Below are 17,838 nucleotides of genomic sequence, written 5' to 3' on the forward strand. Positions count from 1 at the left end.
GCACGCATCACCTGGAAGCCCCGCGTGCAACGCCGGCATGTTTATCAGGTATCAGGTCATCCATGACTGAACTCATCTATGGCGACGGTGCGATCCGTCGTCCGTCGCTTTATGGCTCGTCGATCGAAAACACCTATGCGGGTGTGTTGTCGTTCATGCGCCGCAAGTACACCCGTGAACTCGACGGCGTCGACGTCGTGGTCTCCGGCGTGCCGCTCGATCTGGCCACCACCTTCCGTTCGGGCGCGCGTCTCGGCCCGGCGGCGGTGCGCGCGGCGAGCGTGCAGTTGTCGGAGCTGCATCCGTATCCGTGGGGCTTCAATCCGTTCGACGATCTCGCCGTGACCGATTACGGCGACTGCTGGTTCGACGCGCACAACCCCATGACGATCAAGGAATCGATCGTCGAGCATGCACGCACGATCCTGCGTTCGGACGCGAAAATGCTGACCCTCGGCGGCGATCACTACATCACCTATCCGCTGCTGATCGCGCATGCGGAGAAGTACGGCAAGCCGCTTTCGCTGATCCATTTCGACGCCCACTGCGATACCTGGGCCGACGACAGCCCGGACAGCCTGAATCACGGCTCGATGTTCTACAAGGCGGTGAAAGACGGCTTGATCGATCCCAAGACTTCGGTGCAGGTCGGCATCCGCACCTGGAATGACGATTTCATGGGGATCAACATCCTCGACGCCGCATGGGTTCACGATCATGGCGCGCGGGCGGCGGTGGAGCGGATCGCGTCGATCGTCGGCGAGCGGCCCGCGTATCTGACCTTCGATATCGACTGTCTCGATCCGGCATTCGCGCCGGGCACGGGTACGCCGGTGGCGGGCGGTCTGTCGTCGGCGCAGGGGCTGGCTATCGTGCGTGGGCTCGGCGCGCTGAACCTGGTGGGCGCGGATGTGGTGGAAGTGGCGCCCGCTTATGACCAGAGCGAGATCACGGCGATTGCCGCCGCGCATATCGCGTGCGATCTGTTGTGCCTTTGGCGGCAGCGGAAAGTGGCCGAACGCTAGGCCCATTCCGCCGTCCTGAAACACAAGCGGCACACGACCGGCACATAAGCGGCACATAAGCGGCACATAAGCGGCACACAAGCCGCACAGTCCAGGCTCAGCCCATCGACGACGATCGATCGGGCTGACGCCGGCCTTCGCGCAAGCCCAGCGTGTAGGCAACGAGCGCGCCGCTCATGATCGCCAGTTGCCACATCAGCATGTCGCTGCCGCGTGCTTTCATGGCGAAACCGGCGATGAGCGGCCCCACGATCGAACTTGCGGTGAAGGTGAGCGACACCAGCCGCATGTTGCGCGTGAGTGCGGCCTTCTCGCTGCATGCCGCCGCGACCATGCCGAGTGTGATGTACGCGCTGTTCATGCCGCCGAGCAGCAATGCGCTCGCGCCGGCGAGCCACGAGGCGGGCGGGGCGAGTGCGAAGCCGCAGATCGCCAGCGTGCTGAGCGCGGCGCAGACGATCACCGTGGCGGCCAGACCCACGCGATCGGCAAACCAGCCGACCGGAAATTGCAGCGCCATGCCGCCGGCACCGAATAGCGTGAGCAGCGTGGCCGTTTGCGTGGTGCTGAGGCCGTGGGCATCGGCAAAGAGCGGGAAGAGCCCATAGAGCGCGCCATCGCCGATGCCGCCTGCCGCGACGACCACCATGCCGAGGCTGACTAATGGGCCGATCGGGCCGATCGGGCCAATAGGGCCGATCGGAGCGCTTTTCCCGATGTTGGCAGTACGCGCGGGCCGTGCCGATTTAACCGCGGGCCGCTTATCGTCCGACGCAGTCAGCCACAGCGGAAGGGCCGCCGCGAACGTGAAGGCCGCACCGGCCGCGAACGTGATGCGTCCGTCGACCGCGCACCACGCCGCCAATGCCGGCCCGATGACGCCGGCGGTGGCAATCAGCGCTTCATGCACGCCCACCACACGTCCGCTCGACTCAGCCGGCACAAGCCGGTAGAGCCACGTTTCATTGGCGATCCAGCGCAAACCGATGCCGAGTCCGGTCAGCAGGCCGGGCATGAGCCACAGCGGCCACCACAACGCATGCATCGTCGCGAATGCCACAACCGTGGCGGCGAGGCCGAGCGATACCGTGCGCTTCGCCCCGATCCGTTCCACCAGCCACGGCGCGATCAACAGGCCGGCCAGCATGCCGCTCCATTGCGAAGCGGAGAACAGGCCGGCGCGCGGTGCGTCGAGACCGCGCTGCGCCAGCCACACCGGCAGCACCATGAAGCCGATGCCGAACTGGCCGATCTGCGAGAGCGCCGAGACCGCGGTCAATGCGGCGATTGCCGGCCAGCGCACCGGCGCGGCGGGATTCATGCGCCGCTCCGCGCGGGCATCGGCAGACCCTGTTCGCGGCATTCGACCGGGCAGCCGGCTTTCAGGCAGGGACCGTCGTCGCAAAGGCGGCACAGTTGCATGGCGTGCGCCGGATCGCGGGTTTCGTTCCACAGGATCTTGATCAACAGGCTTTCGAGCACCTCGCGCTCGGGTTCGTCGAGTTGCCCGACGATGCGTTGCAGCATCCTGTCGCGTGCCGTTTGCAGGCGTTTGGCTTCACGCTTGCCGGAAGCGGTCAGGGCGAGCGCGACGGAACGTTTATCGGCGCCGGATTTCTTTTCGACGAGACCCGCTTCCACCAGACCCGCCACGGCGCGCACGGCGGCCGGATGCGAAAGATCGACCGCCTCGCGCAATACTTCAATGGATGAATCGGGATATTGACCGACCGCGTTGAGCATGGCGCGGGCAGTGGGACCCGCGAGCGCGGCCACGGCAGGTTGCGCGTTCATCTCGTCCGTGATCAGCAGGGCGAGCACGCCAAGCAGGTTTTCCGTGCGCTGCGTCATGGTGGCATCTCAATGTGTGCAACGTGCATATATGCATAGTGCACACATTAGGGGCAATGCGCAAGCGGTTTTTGAGGCAGATGATCGGCGATCCGTTTGGCCGTCGCTTCGTTGGGACAGACGCAGTAGACGACAATCGGCCGCTTCAGCAACCCGGGATGCCGCGGCGTGGGCGAATCGAGATCCAGTTTTCAGACGAGGACGTGTGGGACATCGCGGCCATCACCGCATTTTTCGGTTTGCCGAACCGGATGGCCAACGTCGTTTCAATGCGCCCGAACGACGAGTTCTATCTGATGGGGCGCGTGCCGAAAGCAGCGCCGGACGCACCGCGGCAATAGCCCCCGAACCCTCACGCACCCGCCGGTTCGGAGCGGATGGCGGGCGTGCTGACGGCCTGGTCGTCGATCGGGAAGTGCAGCATCGCGGCGATGAGTCCGGCTGCGACCGTGGCTTCCCACAGCAGCGAATACGATCCGGTCAGGTCGAACACGAGGCCGCCTAGCCATGCGCCGAGAAACGAGCCGATCTGGTGGCTCAGGAAGCACACGCCAAAAAGGCTGCCGAGATGCCTCGTGCCGAACACTTTCGCCACGAGTCCGCTCGTCAGCGGCACGGTCCCGAGCCAGGTCAACCCCATTACCGCCGCGAAGATGACGACTGAAGCCGGGCTCTTCGGCAGCAGGAAGAAGGCGCCGATCGTCGCGCTTCGAACGAGGTAAAGCCAGCCGAGCACATGGTGCTGCCGGAACCGGCCGCCCAGCCAGCCGCATCCCCAACTGCCCGCCATGTTGAACAGGCCGATCAGCGCGAGCGCGGTAGCACCCAGGCCGACGGGCATATGGCAGAGCGTCAGATATTCAGGCAGATGGGTCGCGATGAACGCGAGTTGAAAGCCACACGTGAAGAAGCCGAGCGTCAGGAGTCGATAGCCGCGATGCCGGGCCGCCTGGGCGAAGACCTTGCGAAGCGGCTCGGCGGGCGCCGCCGGGACCTGCATGCCGACACTCGCGCGCCGGTCCAGCACCATGCCGAGCGGCGCGATCAGCAACATCAGGAAGGCCAGGGCGAAGAGCGACGTGGCGATGCCCGAGCTGAGTCGAATGCCCTGCACGAGCGGGACCATCAACACCTGTCCGGCCGAGCCGCCTGCGCTAACGAGACCCATCGCCATGCTGCGCTTTTCCGGCGAAGCGATGCGGCCGACCGCCGGCAACACCACGCCGAAGGTCGTGCAACTCACACCGATGCCGACCAGCAGACCCATGCCGACGATCAGCAGCGGGCCGGACGGCGCGACCGCCGCGACGCCCAGACCTGCCGCGAAAGTCGTCGCGCCGAACGCGACCACCGGCGCCGAGCCATAGCGGTCCGCCGCCGCGCCCGCGAACGGTTGCGCGAAACCCCACACCAGGTTGTGCAGCGCGATGGCGAAAGCGATCAACGTGACGGGCAGGCCGCGGTCGAACGAGAACGGCCCGATGAAGAGGCCGAAGGTCTGCCGGATGCCCATGGCGGCGCTCAGAATCAGCGCGCCGGCGATGATCACGAGCGTCGTTTGACGGAACGGCAAGGCGAAGCGTTGGCGATTGGCGGTGGACATGGTTCTGATCTCCTTGGACACCATGGTCGCAGCGAGCGTCAGAAGCGGCAAAAGATAAGTTTTTGACGACAGGTGAGTGGGGCTCACCTGTTCAGAAGGAGTGCCGGGCTCAGTGGCCGGCGCGATGCGATCCCGCGTCGGCTACATCGGATGGCCTGGCGAAGGGCTCAGCCTCGCTGAGCAGCCACCGTTTGAAGTCGAACAGTTCCGGGCGATTCTCCGCGCTATCCGTATTGGGGGCGCTCACCAGCCAGTACGCGGTGGAGGAGGCGATCGTTTGGGGGCAGGCTTCGACGAGCGCGCCGCTCGCGAGATCGCAATCCACCAGCGGCCGCCTGCCGAGCGCGACGCCGAGGCCCATGCTCGCGGCTTCGAACGCCAGCTGGATCGTGTCGACGCGCAATCCGTCGTTCAGGTCGATGGCGGTTCCGTCCTTGGCGACTCCGTCTAAGGCGACCCCGTCTAAGGCGACCCCGTCTAAGGCGACCCCGTCGAGCCACGCCTGCCAGTCCTCGCTGGCCGAGTTCACGTGAATGAGCGTCGCGCGCCGCAGATCGATGCCGCCGTGCGCGTCGCGCAGGTTGGCCAGGTACGCGGGGCTGCACACCGGCACCAGGCGTTCGCCGAACAGACGCGTCCACGCGGTCCCGGCGACCGGTGCACGGCTCAGGCGAATGGCGAAATCGAAGCCGTCGACGGGAAAGCCGACGTGACGGTGCGACGTATCGACGGTGACGTTCGCGTCCGGCCAGCGCGCGCGAAAGGCGGCGAGGCGCGGCAGCAGCCAGCGCGAGGCGAGCGTGGGCGCGCAACTCAGCGCGATCGGGCGATTCGCGCGGTGATTGGGCAGGCGCTGCGTGCCGATCGCGATCAGCGAAAACGCTTCGGATACGTACGACAGATAATCGGCGCCCGCTGCCGTAAGCGAAATTCCGCGCGGCTCGCGCACGAACAGTTCGACGCCGAGCGACTGCTCGAGGCCGACAATGCCGTGGCTAATCGCGCTCGGCGTGACGTTCAGTTCCGCGGCGGCGAGCTTGAAACTCTGATGCCTGCCGGCGGCTTCGAAAAAACGAAGCGCGGGCAGCGGTGGCAGACGAAGCGGCATGGTGCATCCTCAAGGGCGGCGCGGCGGGCGCCGTGACGGTGCAATAGCGCGCCGGCGCGCGCATGCTGTTTCGGGAAAGGATACCTTGCAATGCGGTTCCGATTGTCTTCCGCGGGTTGGTCGTGGGTGGTCCACTGATGGTCCACGTCTTGTCCGCATGTCGAACGGAAACGCGCGAATTTCACTGCGTACGGAGCGCAAAATAATTCACCGGCGTTGTCGATTTGCCGGCACGCCGTTCGTCGTGGCTATATGGGGCAAAAAAATACGCTCACGGTTGCGCCGTGCCGCTATCACGCCCTTAATCCTTGTTACCGCAACAGGAGGTGGCTGATGACTGACGTAGACCCGTTCGCACAAACGTTGAAACCGGCCCGGCTGCTCGCCGACTCGCCTAGCCGGTTTCCAGGCGAGAGCGCGGCATATCGCAGCGCGCGCAACGATCTGCTGGCCGAGGAAATCGAGTTGCGCCGTCATATCGAACGCGTGGCCGCGCAGCGCCGCATGCTGCCGCCCGGCGGCGTCGTGCCGCAGGACTATCGCTTCGAGGGCGAAGCGGGCCCGGTGACGCTGTCGGAAATGTTCGGCGCGCATGACACCCTCGTCACCTACAACTGGATGTTCGGCCCGCAGCGCGCGCGGCCCTGTCCGATGTGCACCTCGCTCCTGAGCGCTTACGACGGTGAAATGCCCGACATATTGCAACGCGTGGCCTTTGCCGTGATCGGCCGTTCGTCGATCGACAAGCTGGTGGCGTTCAAGAAAGAGCGCGGCTGGCGGCATCTTCGGCTGTATTCGTCGGGCGGCAACACCTTCAACCGCGACTACGCCGCTGAAGATCCGGATGGCGACGATCATCCGGCCTTCAACGTGTTCACGCGCTCAGGCGATACGGTGCGGCACTTCTGGGCCGAGGAAATGGGGCCGTCGACTGCGGACCCGGGTCAGGACCCGCGCGGCGCACCCGATGTGATGCCGATCTGGACGGTGCTCGATATGACGCCCGGCGGTCGCGGCACCGACTGGTATCCGAAGCTGGAATACGACACGGTGCCGCGTTAGCCGTGCGGTGTGAAGCACGCGTGCGTTGTTCGCATGCCTTGTACCTGTCGCGCCGATTCGCGGGAGGCGGGGGAGGGGCGCCTACGCTTACGTCTCGACGACGTATCCCTCTCCGAGCGCCGTCTGCAGGTAGGCCGGGACGGCGCTGGCCCGCATCGGTCTGCCGAACAGATAGCCCTGTAGCGCACGGGCGCCCAGCGCCTTGACGGCGTCGGCTTGCGATGACGTTTCGAGTCCTTCCACGATGCATTCGAGTCCGAGGTTTCTGCACAGATCGAGCACCGACTTGACGATCTTCTTCGATGCGCTGTTGGAATCCACGTCGGTCATGAAGCTGCGGTCGATCTTGATCGTATCGAAGGGCAGGCGATGCACATAGCTGAGGCTCGAATAACCCGTGCCGAAATCGTCGAGCGAGACACGGCAGCCGGCTTGCTTGATCATCGTGAGCGAACTGTGAGCCTGTTCGAAATCGCGCGTGACCGCGGTTTCCGTGATTTCGAAGTTCACGCGATGCGCGGGCATGCCGCTGCCCAGCACGATATCGACCAGGCGGCGAGCGCGCGCCGAAGTCGAAATGTCGACTGCGGAGAGATTGAACGACAGATAGAGATCGGACGGCCAGCGCGATACTTCCTCGAGCGCCTTGCGCAGCAGCACTTCAGTGACGCGCAGTATCAGGTCGGTACGCTCGGCAATCCGAATGAATTCCTCCGGCCTGACTGCGCCCAGCCGCTCGTTGTGCCAGCGCCCGAGCGCCTCCATGCCGATGGTGCGTTGCGTGAGCACATCGTAAATCGGTTGAAACTCGAGGAACAGTTCGGACTCGAGGTCCGCATGGCGGAGTTCCTGCGCGACGAGACTCGAGCGCCGGATCCGCGTCTCATGTTCCGTCGAGAAGATCACCGGCGTGCCGCGGCGGCCTTCCTTGCCGACGTACAAGGCGGCGTCGGCGCGTTCGAACACCTGCTGGACTGTCGTGCCGGCTTCCGGAAAGGCGGCCCAGCCGATCGTGCCGGTCAGCTCGGCGACATTGCCGGCCACCCGGTAGGGCTGGCTGAGCGCTTCGCAGATACGCTCGCCCAACTCGATGAGCGTCTCGTTTGCCAGTTTGTGCTGCGCCAGCACGCCGAATTCGTCGCCCCCCAGGCGCGCGAAGAAGATGCCGGGCTCGGCGAGCGCCAGCAGCCGCACGCCGACTTCCTGCAGCACGAGGTCGCCGCTCGCGTGTCCGTAGATATCGTTGACCTGTTTGAAGCCGTCGAGGTCGATCAACCCGACATTGAAGCCGCCGCCGGCGCCGGGCGTCTGTTCCGATAGCGCGCGCAGCGAGGCAAAGAAGCTTCGCCGGTTGGGCAGGTCGGTCAGGCTGTCGATGCTCGCGAGCCTGAAGTTGTCGTCGCTGAGTCTTTGCGTTTTCTGCTGGCTCACCTGCAATTCGCGCTGCGCATGCACGACGCCGGCAAACGTCCGGTAATACAGTTCGATGATGAAGGCGAGCGCGACACCGACCAGCGTCATGTCGATGGCCATCGCGATGAAAACAGACGAACGCGTGAAAACCAGATACGTCGAAAAGCTTAGGATGACGATCGACAGAAGCAGCAGCGCCGCCGCCCGCAGATGCATCAGGCAGAACACGCAACCGACCAGCGTCGTCGCCATGTAAAACGCGACCTGGGCCTGCTCATAGGCCGAGCCATAGGGAAACAGTAAGAGTGACCAGCTGCTGAAGGCAACGGCGAAGATGCTCGCGAGCCAGATTACCTTGCGCAGCTCGGGCACGGCCTTGTCGTGCGTCAGAACCCGGTGCCGGATGCGCCACCAGCACATGCAACGAATGACGCACAGCGTGCAGAGCGCGCCCGGCAAGTAGAGGGACAACCATGCCGGCGCCGATCCCAGATGCGTGACAGCCACGGCCATCGTGTTGACGATCAGGATGAAATAGAGCAACGGTATCTGGCGGCCGAATGCCTGGAGTTGCGAGCGCACGAGTTCCGGGTCGCCTTCCGCGACAGACAGCGCTTCCCTTAATTTGGCTAACCGAACCATTCCCGTCCTTGTAACGTTTGCGCCGCACACGCAGCTTGGTATAACGGCAACGCCGGTGAGACCTTGAGGGAATTATCAGTGGAAATAAAGCAGGCGTGTCGAACGAGCGGTAAATCCGCCCTGCGAGATCGTCGGCGATGCGTCATTTGTGCCGCGCCCGCTTGCGCGAGGTTCGTCAATTCGCGGTCTGGAAGCGTCAAGCGCGGTTATGACGTCCTTGTTTTCCAACGGCGAAGGCAGCGCCGCTAGCGGGTCCTGCGTGATTTTTGCGCCACGGCGCAGCGCCGAACGACGTCGTTCAGGCGATTTTGCCGGCCGCCGCGGCCGCGCAAGTCCCTGCGGCTGGCGTCTCGCATGTTGCAATATCGCGAATTTTCATTGTTTTATTCTTACTGGATTCTTAAATGCCGGGCACGGCGCGGAGTGGAATGCCGAACCTTTCCAAACCGCCATAACATAGTGAAAGAGCATGGCTGCAGCCGCTTTGCCGCCGCTAAATCACTGAAATTGCAACGGATTGTGATACGCCGCGGAGAGCCGTAAAGCGGGAGAAATGGGTAAGCTCGCGATTCTTATGGCACTTTGCGACAAAAAAACGTCAAATTGCCGCTGGGCGGGCGATACAAGGCTTACATCCAACGTTTGCGCGAATATGCGCCTATGCGTTAGTGTGTCGGTCCCGGCGCAACAGATGTGGCGCCGGTTCCATGATTACCATACGGGAAGTGCTATGAACAAACAGGAACTGATTGATGCAGTCGCCGCAGCGACGGGCGAAAGCAAAGCGGCCACCGGCCAAACCATCGACGCTATCGTCGAAGCGGTGACCAAAGCCGTGGTGGGTGGCGATACGGTGCAACTGGTCGGTTTCGGTTCTTTCTCGACCGGCGCGCGCGCAGCACGCGTTGGCCGCAATCCGTCGACCGGTGCCGAGATCCAGATCGCGGCAGCCAAGACGGTGAAGTTCACCGCCGGCAAGGCATTCAAGGAAGCCGTCAACGCGTCGTAATGCAACGCGCCTCGCGCCGGAGCATCCACGCGCGCTGCTGTCGCGCGCGGCGATCGATGCATCGGGCGTGAGGTATCACGCGCCGCCCAACCCCGGTGAGGGTGTTGAATCCGCGGTTGGCGCGGCGCGTGTGGTGTGCGTTGGTGCCGGATTGGCGTCAGGTTGGCGCCAGGTTGGTGCTGACACCGCCGTTGTTTGCTTCTGGTTTTGTCTCATGCACGCTCGCCTGCCGGCCGTTGGCTACGGTTGCTGGTTGCGCGAGAGCGTGCAGGCGGCGTTGGCGGGTTCAGCCCGCGCGTCGTTTCCGGGTTGCTTCGGCCAGCGTGTCGAGCACCGGTTCGGTTTGCGCCCAGCTTACGCAGGCGTCCGTAATCGATACGCCGTAACGCAGCGGCACACCGGCTTTCAGATCCTGACGGCCCTCTTCCAGATGACTTTCGAGCATGACGCCGATAATGCGGCGCTCGCGCTGCGAGAGTTGCTGCGCCAGATCCTGCACCACCTCCAGTTGACGCAAATGCGATTTGCCTGAGTTCGCATGCGAACAGTCGACCATGACCTGCTCACGCAGACCGGCCGATTTGAGCACTGCGCAGGTTGCCTCGACGGACGCACTGTCGTAATTCGGACCTTTCTTGCCGCCGCGCAGGATAACGTGCGCGTCGTCGTTGCCACGGGTCTCGAAGATGGCCGCCATACCCATCTTGGTCATCCCCATGAACGCATGACTCGCGCGCGCCGCAACGATCGCGTCCGATGCGATCTGCACGCCGCCGTCCGTGCCGTTCTTGAAGCCGATCGGGCAGCTCAGCCCGGACGCGAGTTGCCGGTGACTCTGGCTCTCCGTCGTGCGCGCGCCGATCGCCCCCCACGCGATCAGATCCGCGATGTATTGAGGACTCAGCAGATCGAGGAATTCGGTGGCCGTGGGCAGGCCGAGACCGTTGATGTCGAGCAGCAGTTGCCGTGCGAGGCGCAGCCCCTCGTTGATGCGGAAGCTGCCATCGAGACGCGGGTCGTTGATATAGCCTTTCCAGCCAACCGTTGTGCGCGGTTTTTCGAAGTACACGCGCATGACGATCAGCAGATCGTCCTTGTAGGTGTGCGCCGCGACCTTGAGCTTGCGGGCGTATTCGATCGCCTGGTCGTGATCGTGAATCGAACACGGGCCGACGATCATCACGAGACGGTCGTCACGGTCGTGCAGAATGTCGGCGATTTCCGTGCGGGTCTTTTCGACGAGCGTCTGTACCGACGGCGGCACAGGCAATTCGTCCTGCAGCAGGGCGGGGGAAATCAGCGGACGTACCGCGCCGATACGAACGTCGTCGATGCGCGTGGTGTCCTGGGTGGCGTCGGCCGAGCCGACTTCCTGATCGTGCAAAGGATTGTCGATGGCGCTCAAAATAGTCTCCCGGACCTTGGATGTTGGGGTGGTCTCACCGCCTGAACGGATGAGTGTCGATGCGTTGGTTCGCTGGCGGGATTATGACACTCGCGCGTGCGGGCCGGATGACCGTTATGCGAGCCGTTCGATCAGCGCCATGGCGGCGGCCGGATTGCGTTCCTTGAAGCCGCTGATGATGTAGAGGTAGACGTCGCGCGCCGTGGTTTTTGCGGGGGCCGCGGCGGCGGTTTCCAGGTCGTCCGGTGTCGTGCCGGCGGCAAGCTGGCGGACGCGTTCGACCCAGGCGCCGAGGGCGGGGGTCGAATAGCCCTTGGCCTCCTTGTCGCTTGTGCCCATGATGCGGGCGTAGACGAATGGCGCGGTGATGTCGGCGATCTGCGGGTAGTCACTGTCGGCTGCGAGCACGATGGCGACTTTGTACTTTCTGGCTAGCGCGATGAATTCGGGGGTCTTGAACGAGTCGTTGCGGACTTCGACCGCGTGCCGTAGTTTTTGGCCTTCGATGCTGGCGGGCAGCAGCTTCAGGAAGGCTTCGAAGTCTTCCGGGTCGAACTTTTTGGTGGTCGCGAATTGCCAGTTGATCGGGCCTAGCTTCTGTTTTAGCAGCAGCACGCCGCTGGCGAAGAAACGTTCGATGGTTTCATGGGCGTCCGCTAGGACTTTTCTGTTGGTTGCGTAGCGGGGGGCTTTGAGCGAGAAGACGAAATCGTCCGGGGTCTCCTGATACCACTTTTCGTAGCTTGCCGGTTTCTGCAAGCCGTAGAAGGTGCCGTTGATTTCTATCGATGTGAGGTTTTGACTCGCGTGTTGGAGCTCGCGGTTTTGCGTGAGGGTTGAAGGGTAGAACGTGCCTCGCCACGGTGCATAGGTCCAGCCGCCTATGCCGATTCGGATTTTGCCGGTTTTCGGGGATGGCATTTTTTGTGCCTCTTTTGGGTGGCTTTGCCGGGAGGGGTAGGTTAGCGGATTTTTGGTTGGGGTTTTTTTGCCTGCGCGGCGCTTATTGTACGTGTGCTTATGGTGTTGGGCTTTTCTTGAATTGCTAGTGGTCTATTAGCGTTCGCCCCTGTGCGGGGCGGGCACCTACTTTCTTTGCCGCCGCAAAGAAAGTAGGCAAAGAAAGCGGCTCACACCGCCAATGCTAAGTGGGCACCGTGGTTCGCAACCGGTAGTGGTGCATCTGGAATCTGTGTTCGTGCCCCTGCCTGTGCGTGTGACAAGGGCGTCATACTTCCGGCGGCGCTGCGCGCGCCGAAGAGCACTTCTTAAAACCACCCGCTACTTTTTGATGCTCGCGTTTCGCCATCGTGCAGTGGCTCGTCATTGCACTGCCACCGCCATCGAGATTGTGATCTGAATAGCAACTGCAACTATGCCTGTGCCTGAGATCGGGATTTACAGTACACCGACATATTATTGAAGTGGGAGCCAGGTGAATGCGGAGGCGCCTCGCCGAGGCGAAGCCGATGGCTCCCACCGCACTCAAACGAAGCCACTGGTTTCCCTGGCAGCCCCGTCCGCGACGCACGCAGTGCGGAGTGGGAGCTGATGAGTCCTTTGTCACTGGCGCGTGAAGGTGCGAGGGCACGGATTCCAGATGCACCACTACCATGTGCAAACCATGGCGCCCGCTTAGCATGATCGGTGTGAGCCGCTTTCTCTTGCTTACTTCTCTTTGCGGCGGCAAAGAGAAGTAAGTGCCTGCCCCGCACAGGGGCGAACGCTAATAGACCACAAACAATTCAAGGAAAGGCCAACACCGCGAGCACAGGACCCAAACCCCAGATCAAGGAAAGCCCAAAACCACAAGCCCACAGACAAAAAAGCGCCGCGCAGGCAAAAAAAACCAAAACCACTATCCGCCGCCAGGCGCCCCTTCCACATTCCGCGCCGCCGCCTCAAACCGCCGGCTCGCCTCAGCCACCTCGGCCCTGAACTGCTGCAAAGCGCTCACCGCCAAATCCGGCGGCATAAGCGCCGCCCACAACACATCGATCAACTGATCCGCGGTAGCGTCGATATCGATATGCCGGTTCGCCAGCGTGGCGTCCCACAGCACATGCTCCATCGGCCCGAACACCATCGAGCGCAGTAACCTCAGCGGCATATCGGCCCGAATCTGCCCAGTCTCCTGACCCTGCGCCAACACCCGCATCAACGGCGCCGTATACCGCCGCTGCATTTCGGTCAGCGCCTCGCTCAACTCATGATGCCGAGCCCGGCCCTCGGACAAGACCAACGCACACAGGTCAGTGCCGTTGACCAGCATCAGCCGCAAATGCGTGCGCACAATGAAAGCAAACTGCTGCCGCACATTGCCGTCACGCGGCAACCCGGACTCGATCGCTTCAATGATCTCGTCGTACCAGTCGCCGATCACCCGCGCGCACAACTCGCGCTTGCCGCGGAAATAACTGAACACGGTCGCCTCGGAAATGCCCAGGCGCTGCGCAATCTCAGCCGTCGTCGCGCGCTCGTAACCCTTCTCGGAGAACACGTCGCGGCCCGCCTGCAATATCTCCCGCACGCGCTGCTGCGACTTGCGCCCGGCCGGCTGGCGACGCGAAACAGGTAACTCGGCCTTCAAGGCAACCGTCATATGAGTCCAGTTCAGATTTGTGAGGCAAGTTGCCTCGGTGACGCCGATCCCATCACTGTATAGCGGCTCCAGAAGCGTGCCAATCAGTTTCTGAGTCATACTCAAAAATACTACTTGACGCTTACGTAAATCTGGCGTGAAATGCGCCTTGAACGTTTCGCGCCTCATGCGGGGTGGAGAAGGCAGCCCATAAGGCCGCCGCCGTCCGCTGAGCCGCACTCAGACGAGCCGGCGCCTACCCAGGCCAACCGGCCTGCCAACGAACTCAGGAGACACTGCAATGAGCAACCTGCCCGGTTTGCAATTCCCGCTTGGCGAAGAAATCGAAATGCTGCGCGACAGCATCAGCGGATTCGCTGCCAAGGAGATCGCCCCGCGCGCCGCGGAAATCGATCGCTCGGATCAGTTCCCCATGGACTTGTGGCGCAAATTCGGCGACCTGGGCGTGCTCGGCATGACGGTCTCGGAGGAATATGGCGGCGCGAATATGGGCTACACGGCGCATATGATCGCGATGGAAGAAATCTCGCGCGCGTCGGCATCGGTCGGTCTCTCGTACGGCGCGCACTCGAATCTGTGCGTCAACCAGATTCATCGCAACGGCACGGCGGCGCAAAAGGAAAAATATCTCCCCAAGCTGGTCTCCGGCGAACACATCGGCGCGCTCGCCATGAGCGAACCGAACGCGGGGTCGGACGTCGTCAGCATGAAGCTGCGCGCGGACAAGAAAGGCGATCACTATGTGCTGAACGGCACGAAAATGTGGATCACCAACGGCCCGGATTGCGACACGCTGGTCGTCTATGCGAAAACCGATCTCGAAGCGAATTCGCGGGGCATTACCGCGTTTATCGTCGAGAAGGGCATGAAGGGTTTCTCGGTCGCGCAAAAGCTCGACAAGCTCGGCATGCGCGGTTCGCACACCGGCGAACTGGTGTTCGAGAACGTGGAAGTGCCTGAGGAAAATATCCTCGGTCAGCTGAACGGCGGCGTGAAGGTGCTGATGAGCGGCCTCGATTACGAACGCGCCGTGCTCGCCGGCGGCCCGACCGGCATCATGGTCGCGGTCATGGACGCAGTCGTGCCGTATATCCACGATCGCAAGCAGTTCGGCCAGTCGATCGGCGAATTTCAACTGATTCAAGGCAAAGTCGCCGATCTGTACACCACGCTGCAAGCGTGCCGCGCATATCTCTACGCGGTGGGCCGGCAGCTCGACACGCTCGGCAAGGAACACGTGCGCCAGGTGCGCAAGGACTGTGCGGGCGTGATTCTCTACACCGCTGAAAAAGCCACCTGGATGGCCGGCGAGGCGATCCAGATTCTCGGCGGCAATGGCTATATCAACGAGTATCCGGTCGGCCGTCTGTGGCGCGATGCCAAGCTCTATGAAATCGGCGCGGGCACGAGCGAAATCCGTCGCATGCTGATTGGCCGCGAACTGTTCGCCGAAACGGCTTGAGTCACAGTTTGCACGACACTTTGCATGGGACCCGAGTAGGCGCTAAAGCGCTAACTCGGGTCGACAGCTTTGCATGGGATCAGAGTAGGCGCTAAAGCGCTAACTCTGATCGACACAGGAGACGCCACGTAATGCCGATCATCGAATCAAAGCTGAATCCGCGCTCGGATGACTTCCGCACCAATGCGGCGGCACTCGAAGCGCTGGTCGCCGATCTTCGTGCGAAGGTCGAGAAACTCGCGCTGGGCGGCGGGCAAGCGGCGCGCGATAAGCATACGAGTCGCGGCAAACTGCTGCCGCGTGAGCGCATCGAGAAACTGCTCGATCCGGGCACGCCGTTTCTCGAGTTCTCGCAACTCGCGGCCTACGGCATGTATCACAACGATGCGCCGGGCGCCGGTGTGATCACGGGTATTGGCCGCATCGCGGGGCAGGAGTGCGTGATCGTCTGCAATGACGCGACGGTCAAAGGCGGCACCTACTATCCCGTCACCGTGAAAAAGCACGTGCGGGCCCAGGAAATCGCCGCCGAAAATCATTTGCCATGCGTCTACCTGGTCGACTCGGGCGGCGCGAATCTGCCGAATCAGGACGACGTGTTCCCCGATCGCGATCACTTCGGCCGCATCTTCTTCAATCAGGCGAATCTGTCCGCGGCAGGCATTCCGCAAATCGCCGTCGTGATGGGCTCGTGCACGGCGGGCGGCGCGTATGTGCCCGCCATGAGCGATGAATCGATCATCGTCAAGAATCAGGGGACCATTTTCCTCGGCGGTCCGCCGCTCGTCAAAGCTGCAACGGGTGAAGTGGTGAGCGCGGAAGACCTCGGCGGCGGCGACGTGCATACGCGTTTGTCGGGCGTGGTCGATCATCTCGCGCAGAACGACGCGCATGCGCTGGGGATCGCGCGCAGCATCGTCGGCAATCTGAATCGCACGAAGCAGGTGCCGGTGACGTTGCAAGAGCCGAAGCCGCCGCGCTATGACGTGAAGAGCATGTACGGCGTGATTCCCGTCGATACGCGCAAGCCCTTCGATATCCGCGAGGTGATCGCGCGCATCGTCGACGATTCTGCTTTCGACGAATTCAAGGCCCGCTACGGCACCACGCTCGTGTGCGGCTTCGCGCATATCTGGGGGCATCCGGTCGGCATCGTCGCGAACAACGGCATTCTGTTTTCGGAGTCGGCGCTCAAGGGCGCGCACTTCATCGAACTGTGCTGCCAGCGCAAGATTCCGCTGGTGTTCCTGCAGAACATCACCGGGTTCATGGTGGGGCGCAAGTACGAAAACGAAGGGATCGCGCGTAACGGCGCGAAGATGGTGACGGCCGTGGCCACGGCGAAGGTGCCGAAGTTCACGGTGATCATCGGCGGTTCGTTCGGGGCGGGCAACTACGGCATGTGCGGCCGCGCGTATTCGCCGCGCTTTCTGTGGATGTGGCCGAACGCGCGCATCTCGGTGATGGGCGGCGAGCAGGCGGCGTCGGTGCTGGCCACGGTCAAGCGCGACGGTATCGAAGGCAAGGGCGGGTCGTGGAGCGCCGAAGAGGAAGAAGCGTTCAAGCAGCCGATCCGCGATCAATACGAGCACCAGGGTCACCCGTACTACGCGAGCGCGCGGCTGTGGGACGACGGCGTGATCGACCCGGCGCAAACGCGCGACGTGCTGGGCCTCGGCCTCTCGGCGACCATGAATGCGCCGATCGAAGACACGCAATTCGGCGTGTTCAGAATGTGACGGCGCGCTGCGCGAGAGGAGCTGCAACGATGCAATACGAAACGCTGAATGTCGCGTTTGCTGGGCAGATCGCCACGGTCACGCTGAATCGGCCTGACGTGCGCAACGCGTTCAACGAAACGATGATCGCCGAGGTGACCTCGGCCTTCACGGCGTTGAACGAACGCGACGACGTACGCGCGGTGGTTCTCGCCGCGAACGGCAAGGCGTTCTGCGCGGGCGCCGACCTGAACTGGATGAAGAAGATGGCCGGCTACTCGGACGAGGAGAACCGTGCCGACGCGATGCTGCTGGCAAACATGCTGTCGTCGATCTATCGCTGCAACAAGCCGGTGATCGCGCGCGTGAACGGCGACGCGTACGCGGGCGGCATGGGGCTGATTTCGGCGTGCGATATTGTCGTCGCGGTGGAGAGCGCGCGTTTTTGTCTCTCGGAAGCGCGTCTTGGTCTGATCCCGGCGACCATCGCGCCGTACGTGATCCGTGCCTTGGGCGAGCAGGCGTCGCGCCGCTACTTCACGACGGCCGAGCAGTTCGACTGCGCCACAGCGTTTCGCCTCGGCCTTGTGAGCGAAGCGGTGGGCATGGAGCAGCTCGACGCGACCGTGCAGCAGATTGCAGAAACGCTGTGCGCGAACGGTCCGCAAGCGGTGCGGGCCTGCAAGCAACTGGTGCAGGATATCGCCGGTCGCGAGCTGAACGAGGCCGTCATCGAAGACACGGCGGCGCGCATCGCGCGCACGCGAGCCGGTGCGGAAGGCCGTGAGGGCGTCGCGTCGTTCCTCGAAAAGCGCACGCCTTCCTGGCGCAACTGAAGCACAACCGAAGCACAACCGAAGCGCAAACAAGCAGACATTCCGGGGCGCTTGCCGGCCCTCTTCAGAATAACGGCCCCGAGCGGGACATTCACCGAGACA

The 17,838-nt window shown here is 63.0% G+C and carries 14 protein-coding genes and 2 pseudogenes; 7 read left to right on the plus strand and 9 right to left on the minus strand.

Annotation, left to right across the window (positions count from 1 at the left end; all coding sequences use genetic code 11):
- Positions 1-62 precede the first annotated feature (62 nt).
- Complete coding sequence (gene speB, locus DSC91_RS05130; protein ID WP_115777128.1) at positions 63-1,025, plus strand: agmatinase; 963 nt, start codon at positions 63-65, stop codon at positions 1,023-1,025.
- Positions 1,026-1,122: 97 nt separating this feature from the next.
- Here the strand turns inward: speB and DSC91_RS05135 are convergent, their stop codons facing one another.
- The 3 genes and pseudogenes from DSC91_RS05135 to DSC91_RS05145 all read right to left on the minus strand — a co-directional run.
- Positions 1,123-2,346 (minus strand): MFS transporter, encoded by a 1,224-nt coding sequence (locus DSC91_RS05135; protein ID WP_115777129.1) that lies wholly within the window; start codon positions 2,344-2,346, stop codon positions 1,123-1,125.
- Positions 2,343-2,876: a MarR family winged helix-turn-helix transcriptional regulator gene (locus DSC91_RS05140; protein WP_115777130.1), complete on the minus strand. Its 534-nt coding sequence runs from the start codon at positions 2,874-2,876 to the stop codon at positions 2,343-2,345. Before DSC91_RS05140 ends, DSC91_RS05135 begins: the two co-directional genes overlap by 4 nt.
- Positions 2,877-2,932: 56 nt before the next feature.
- Positions 2,933-3,064, minus strand: a pseudogene (locus DSC91_RS05145) (cytochrome P460); the annotation flags it as partial.
- Here DSC91_RS05145 and DSC91_RS05150 point away from each other — a divergent pair.
- Positions 3,065-3,217, plus strand: a pseudogene (locus tag DSC91_RS05150) (peroxidase-related enzyme); the annotation flags it as partial. It abuts the pseudogene before it with no gap.
- 11 nt (positions 3,218-3,228) lie between these two features.
- Here DSC91_RS05150 and DSC91_RS05155 read toward each other — a convergent pair.
- Both DSC91_RS05155 and DSC91_RS05160 read right to left on the minus strand, forming a co-directional pair.
- The gene (locus DSC91_RS05155) at positions 3,229-4,479 is read right to left on the minus strand and encodes an MFS transporter (protein WP_115777131.1); all 1,251 of its coding nucleotides are present in this window, start codon (positions 4,477-4,479) and stop codon (positions 3,229-3,231) included.
- A gap of 109 nt (positions 4,480-4,588) precedes the next feature.
- Entirely contained in the window at positions 4,589-5,587 is a 999-nt protein-coding gene (locus DSC91_RS05160) for a LysR substrate-binding domain-containing protein (protein ID WP_115777132.1), read from the minus strand.
- A gap of 333 nt (positions 5,588-5,920) precedes the next feature.
- Here DSC91_RS05160 and DSC91_RS05165 point away from each other — a divergent pair, with 333 nt between their 5' ends.
- Complete coding sequence (locus tag DSC91_RS05165) at positions 5,921-6,649, plus strand: DUF899 family protein (RefSeq protein ID WP_115777133.1); 729 nt, start codon at positions 5,921-5,923, stop codon at positions 6,647-6,649.
- Positions 6,650-6,736: 87 nt separating this feature from the next.
- On the opposite strand, the gene DSC91_RS05170 is transcribed toward DSC91_RS05165, so the two are convergent.
- Positions 6,737-8,704: a putative bifunctional diguanylate cyclase/phosphodiesterase gene (locus tag DSC91_RS05170; RefSeq protein ID WP_115777134.1), complete on the minus strand. Its 1,968-nt coding sequence runs from the start codon at positions 8,702-8,704 to the stop codon at positions 6,737-6,739.
- Positions 8,705-9,434: 730 nt separating this feature from the next.
- Between DSC91_RS05170 and DSC91_RS05175 the strand changes: the two genes are divergently transcribed.
- Positions 9,435-9,713 (plus strand): HU family DNA-binding protein, encoded by a 279-nt coding sequence (locus tag DSC91_RS05175; protein WP_006049832.1) that lies wholly within the window; start codon positions 9,435-9,437, stop codon positions 9,711-9,713.
- A gap of 286 nt (positions 9,714-9,999) precedes the next feature.
- Here the strand turns inward: DSC91_RS05175 and DSC91_RS05180 are convergent, their stop codons facing one another.
- The 3 genes from DSC91_RS05180 to DSC91_RS05190 form a co-directional block, all read right to left on the minus strand.
- Complete coding sequence (locus DSC91_RS05180; protein ID WP_115777135.1) at positions 10,000-11,118, minus strand: 3-deoxy-7-phosphoheptulonate synthase; 1,119 nt, start codon at positions 11,116-11,118, stop codon at positions 10,000-10,002.
- A 114-nt stretch (positions 11,119-11,232) separates the two neighbouring features.
- Positions 11,233-12,039 (minus strand): DUF72 domain-containing protein, encoded by an 807-nt coding sequence (locus tag DSC91_RS05185; RefSeq protein ID WP_115777136.1) that lies wholly within the window; start codon positions 12,037-12,039, stop codon positions 11,233-11,235.
- Positions 12,040-12,976: 937 nt separating this feature from the next.
- Complete coding sequence (locus DSC91_RS05190) at positions 12,977-13,720, minus strand: TetR/AcrR family transcriptional regulator (protein WP_115779699.1); 744 nt, start codon at positions 13,718-13,720, stop codon at positions 12,977-12,979.
- A 280-nt stretch (positions 13,721-14,000) separates the two neighbouring features.
- Here DSC91_RS05190 and DSC91_RS05195 point away from each other — a divergent pair, with 280 nt between their 5' ends.
- From DSC91_RS05195 to DSC91_RS05205, 3 genes are all read left to right on the plus strand, one after another.
- Positions 14,001-15,182, plus strand: a complete 1,182-nt coding sequence (locus DSC91_RS05195) for an isovaleryl-CoA dehydrogenase (RefSeq protein WP_115777137.1) — start codon at positions 14,001-14,003, stop codon at positions 15,180-15,182.
- Positions 15,183-15,313: 131 nt separating this feature from the next.
- Positions 15,314-16,921: a carboxyl transferase domain-containing protein gene (locus tag DSC91_RS05200; protein WP_115777138.1), complete on the plus strand. Its 1,608-nt coding sequence runs from the start codon at positions 15,314-15,316 to the stop codon at positions 16,919-16,921.
- A 29-nt stretch (positions 16,922-16,950) separates the two neighbouring features.
- Positions 16,951-17,736 (plus strand): enoyl-CoA hydratase/isomerase family protein, encoded by a 786-nt coding sequence (locus tag DSC91_RS05205; protein WP_115777139.1) that lies wholly within the window; start codon positions 16,951-16,953, stop codon positions 17,734-17,736.
- Positions 17,737-17,838 lie beyond the last annotated feature (102 nt).

It is taken from the genome of Paraburkholderia caffeinilytica, assembly GCF_003368325.1.
Classification (GTDB): Bacteria; Pseudomonadota; Gammaproteobacteria; order Burkholderiales; family Burkholderiaceae; genus Paraburkholderia; species Paraburkholderia caffeinilytica.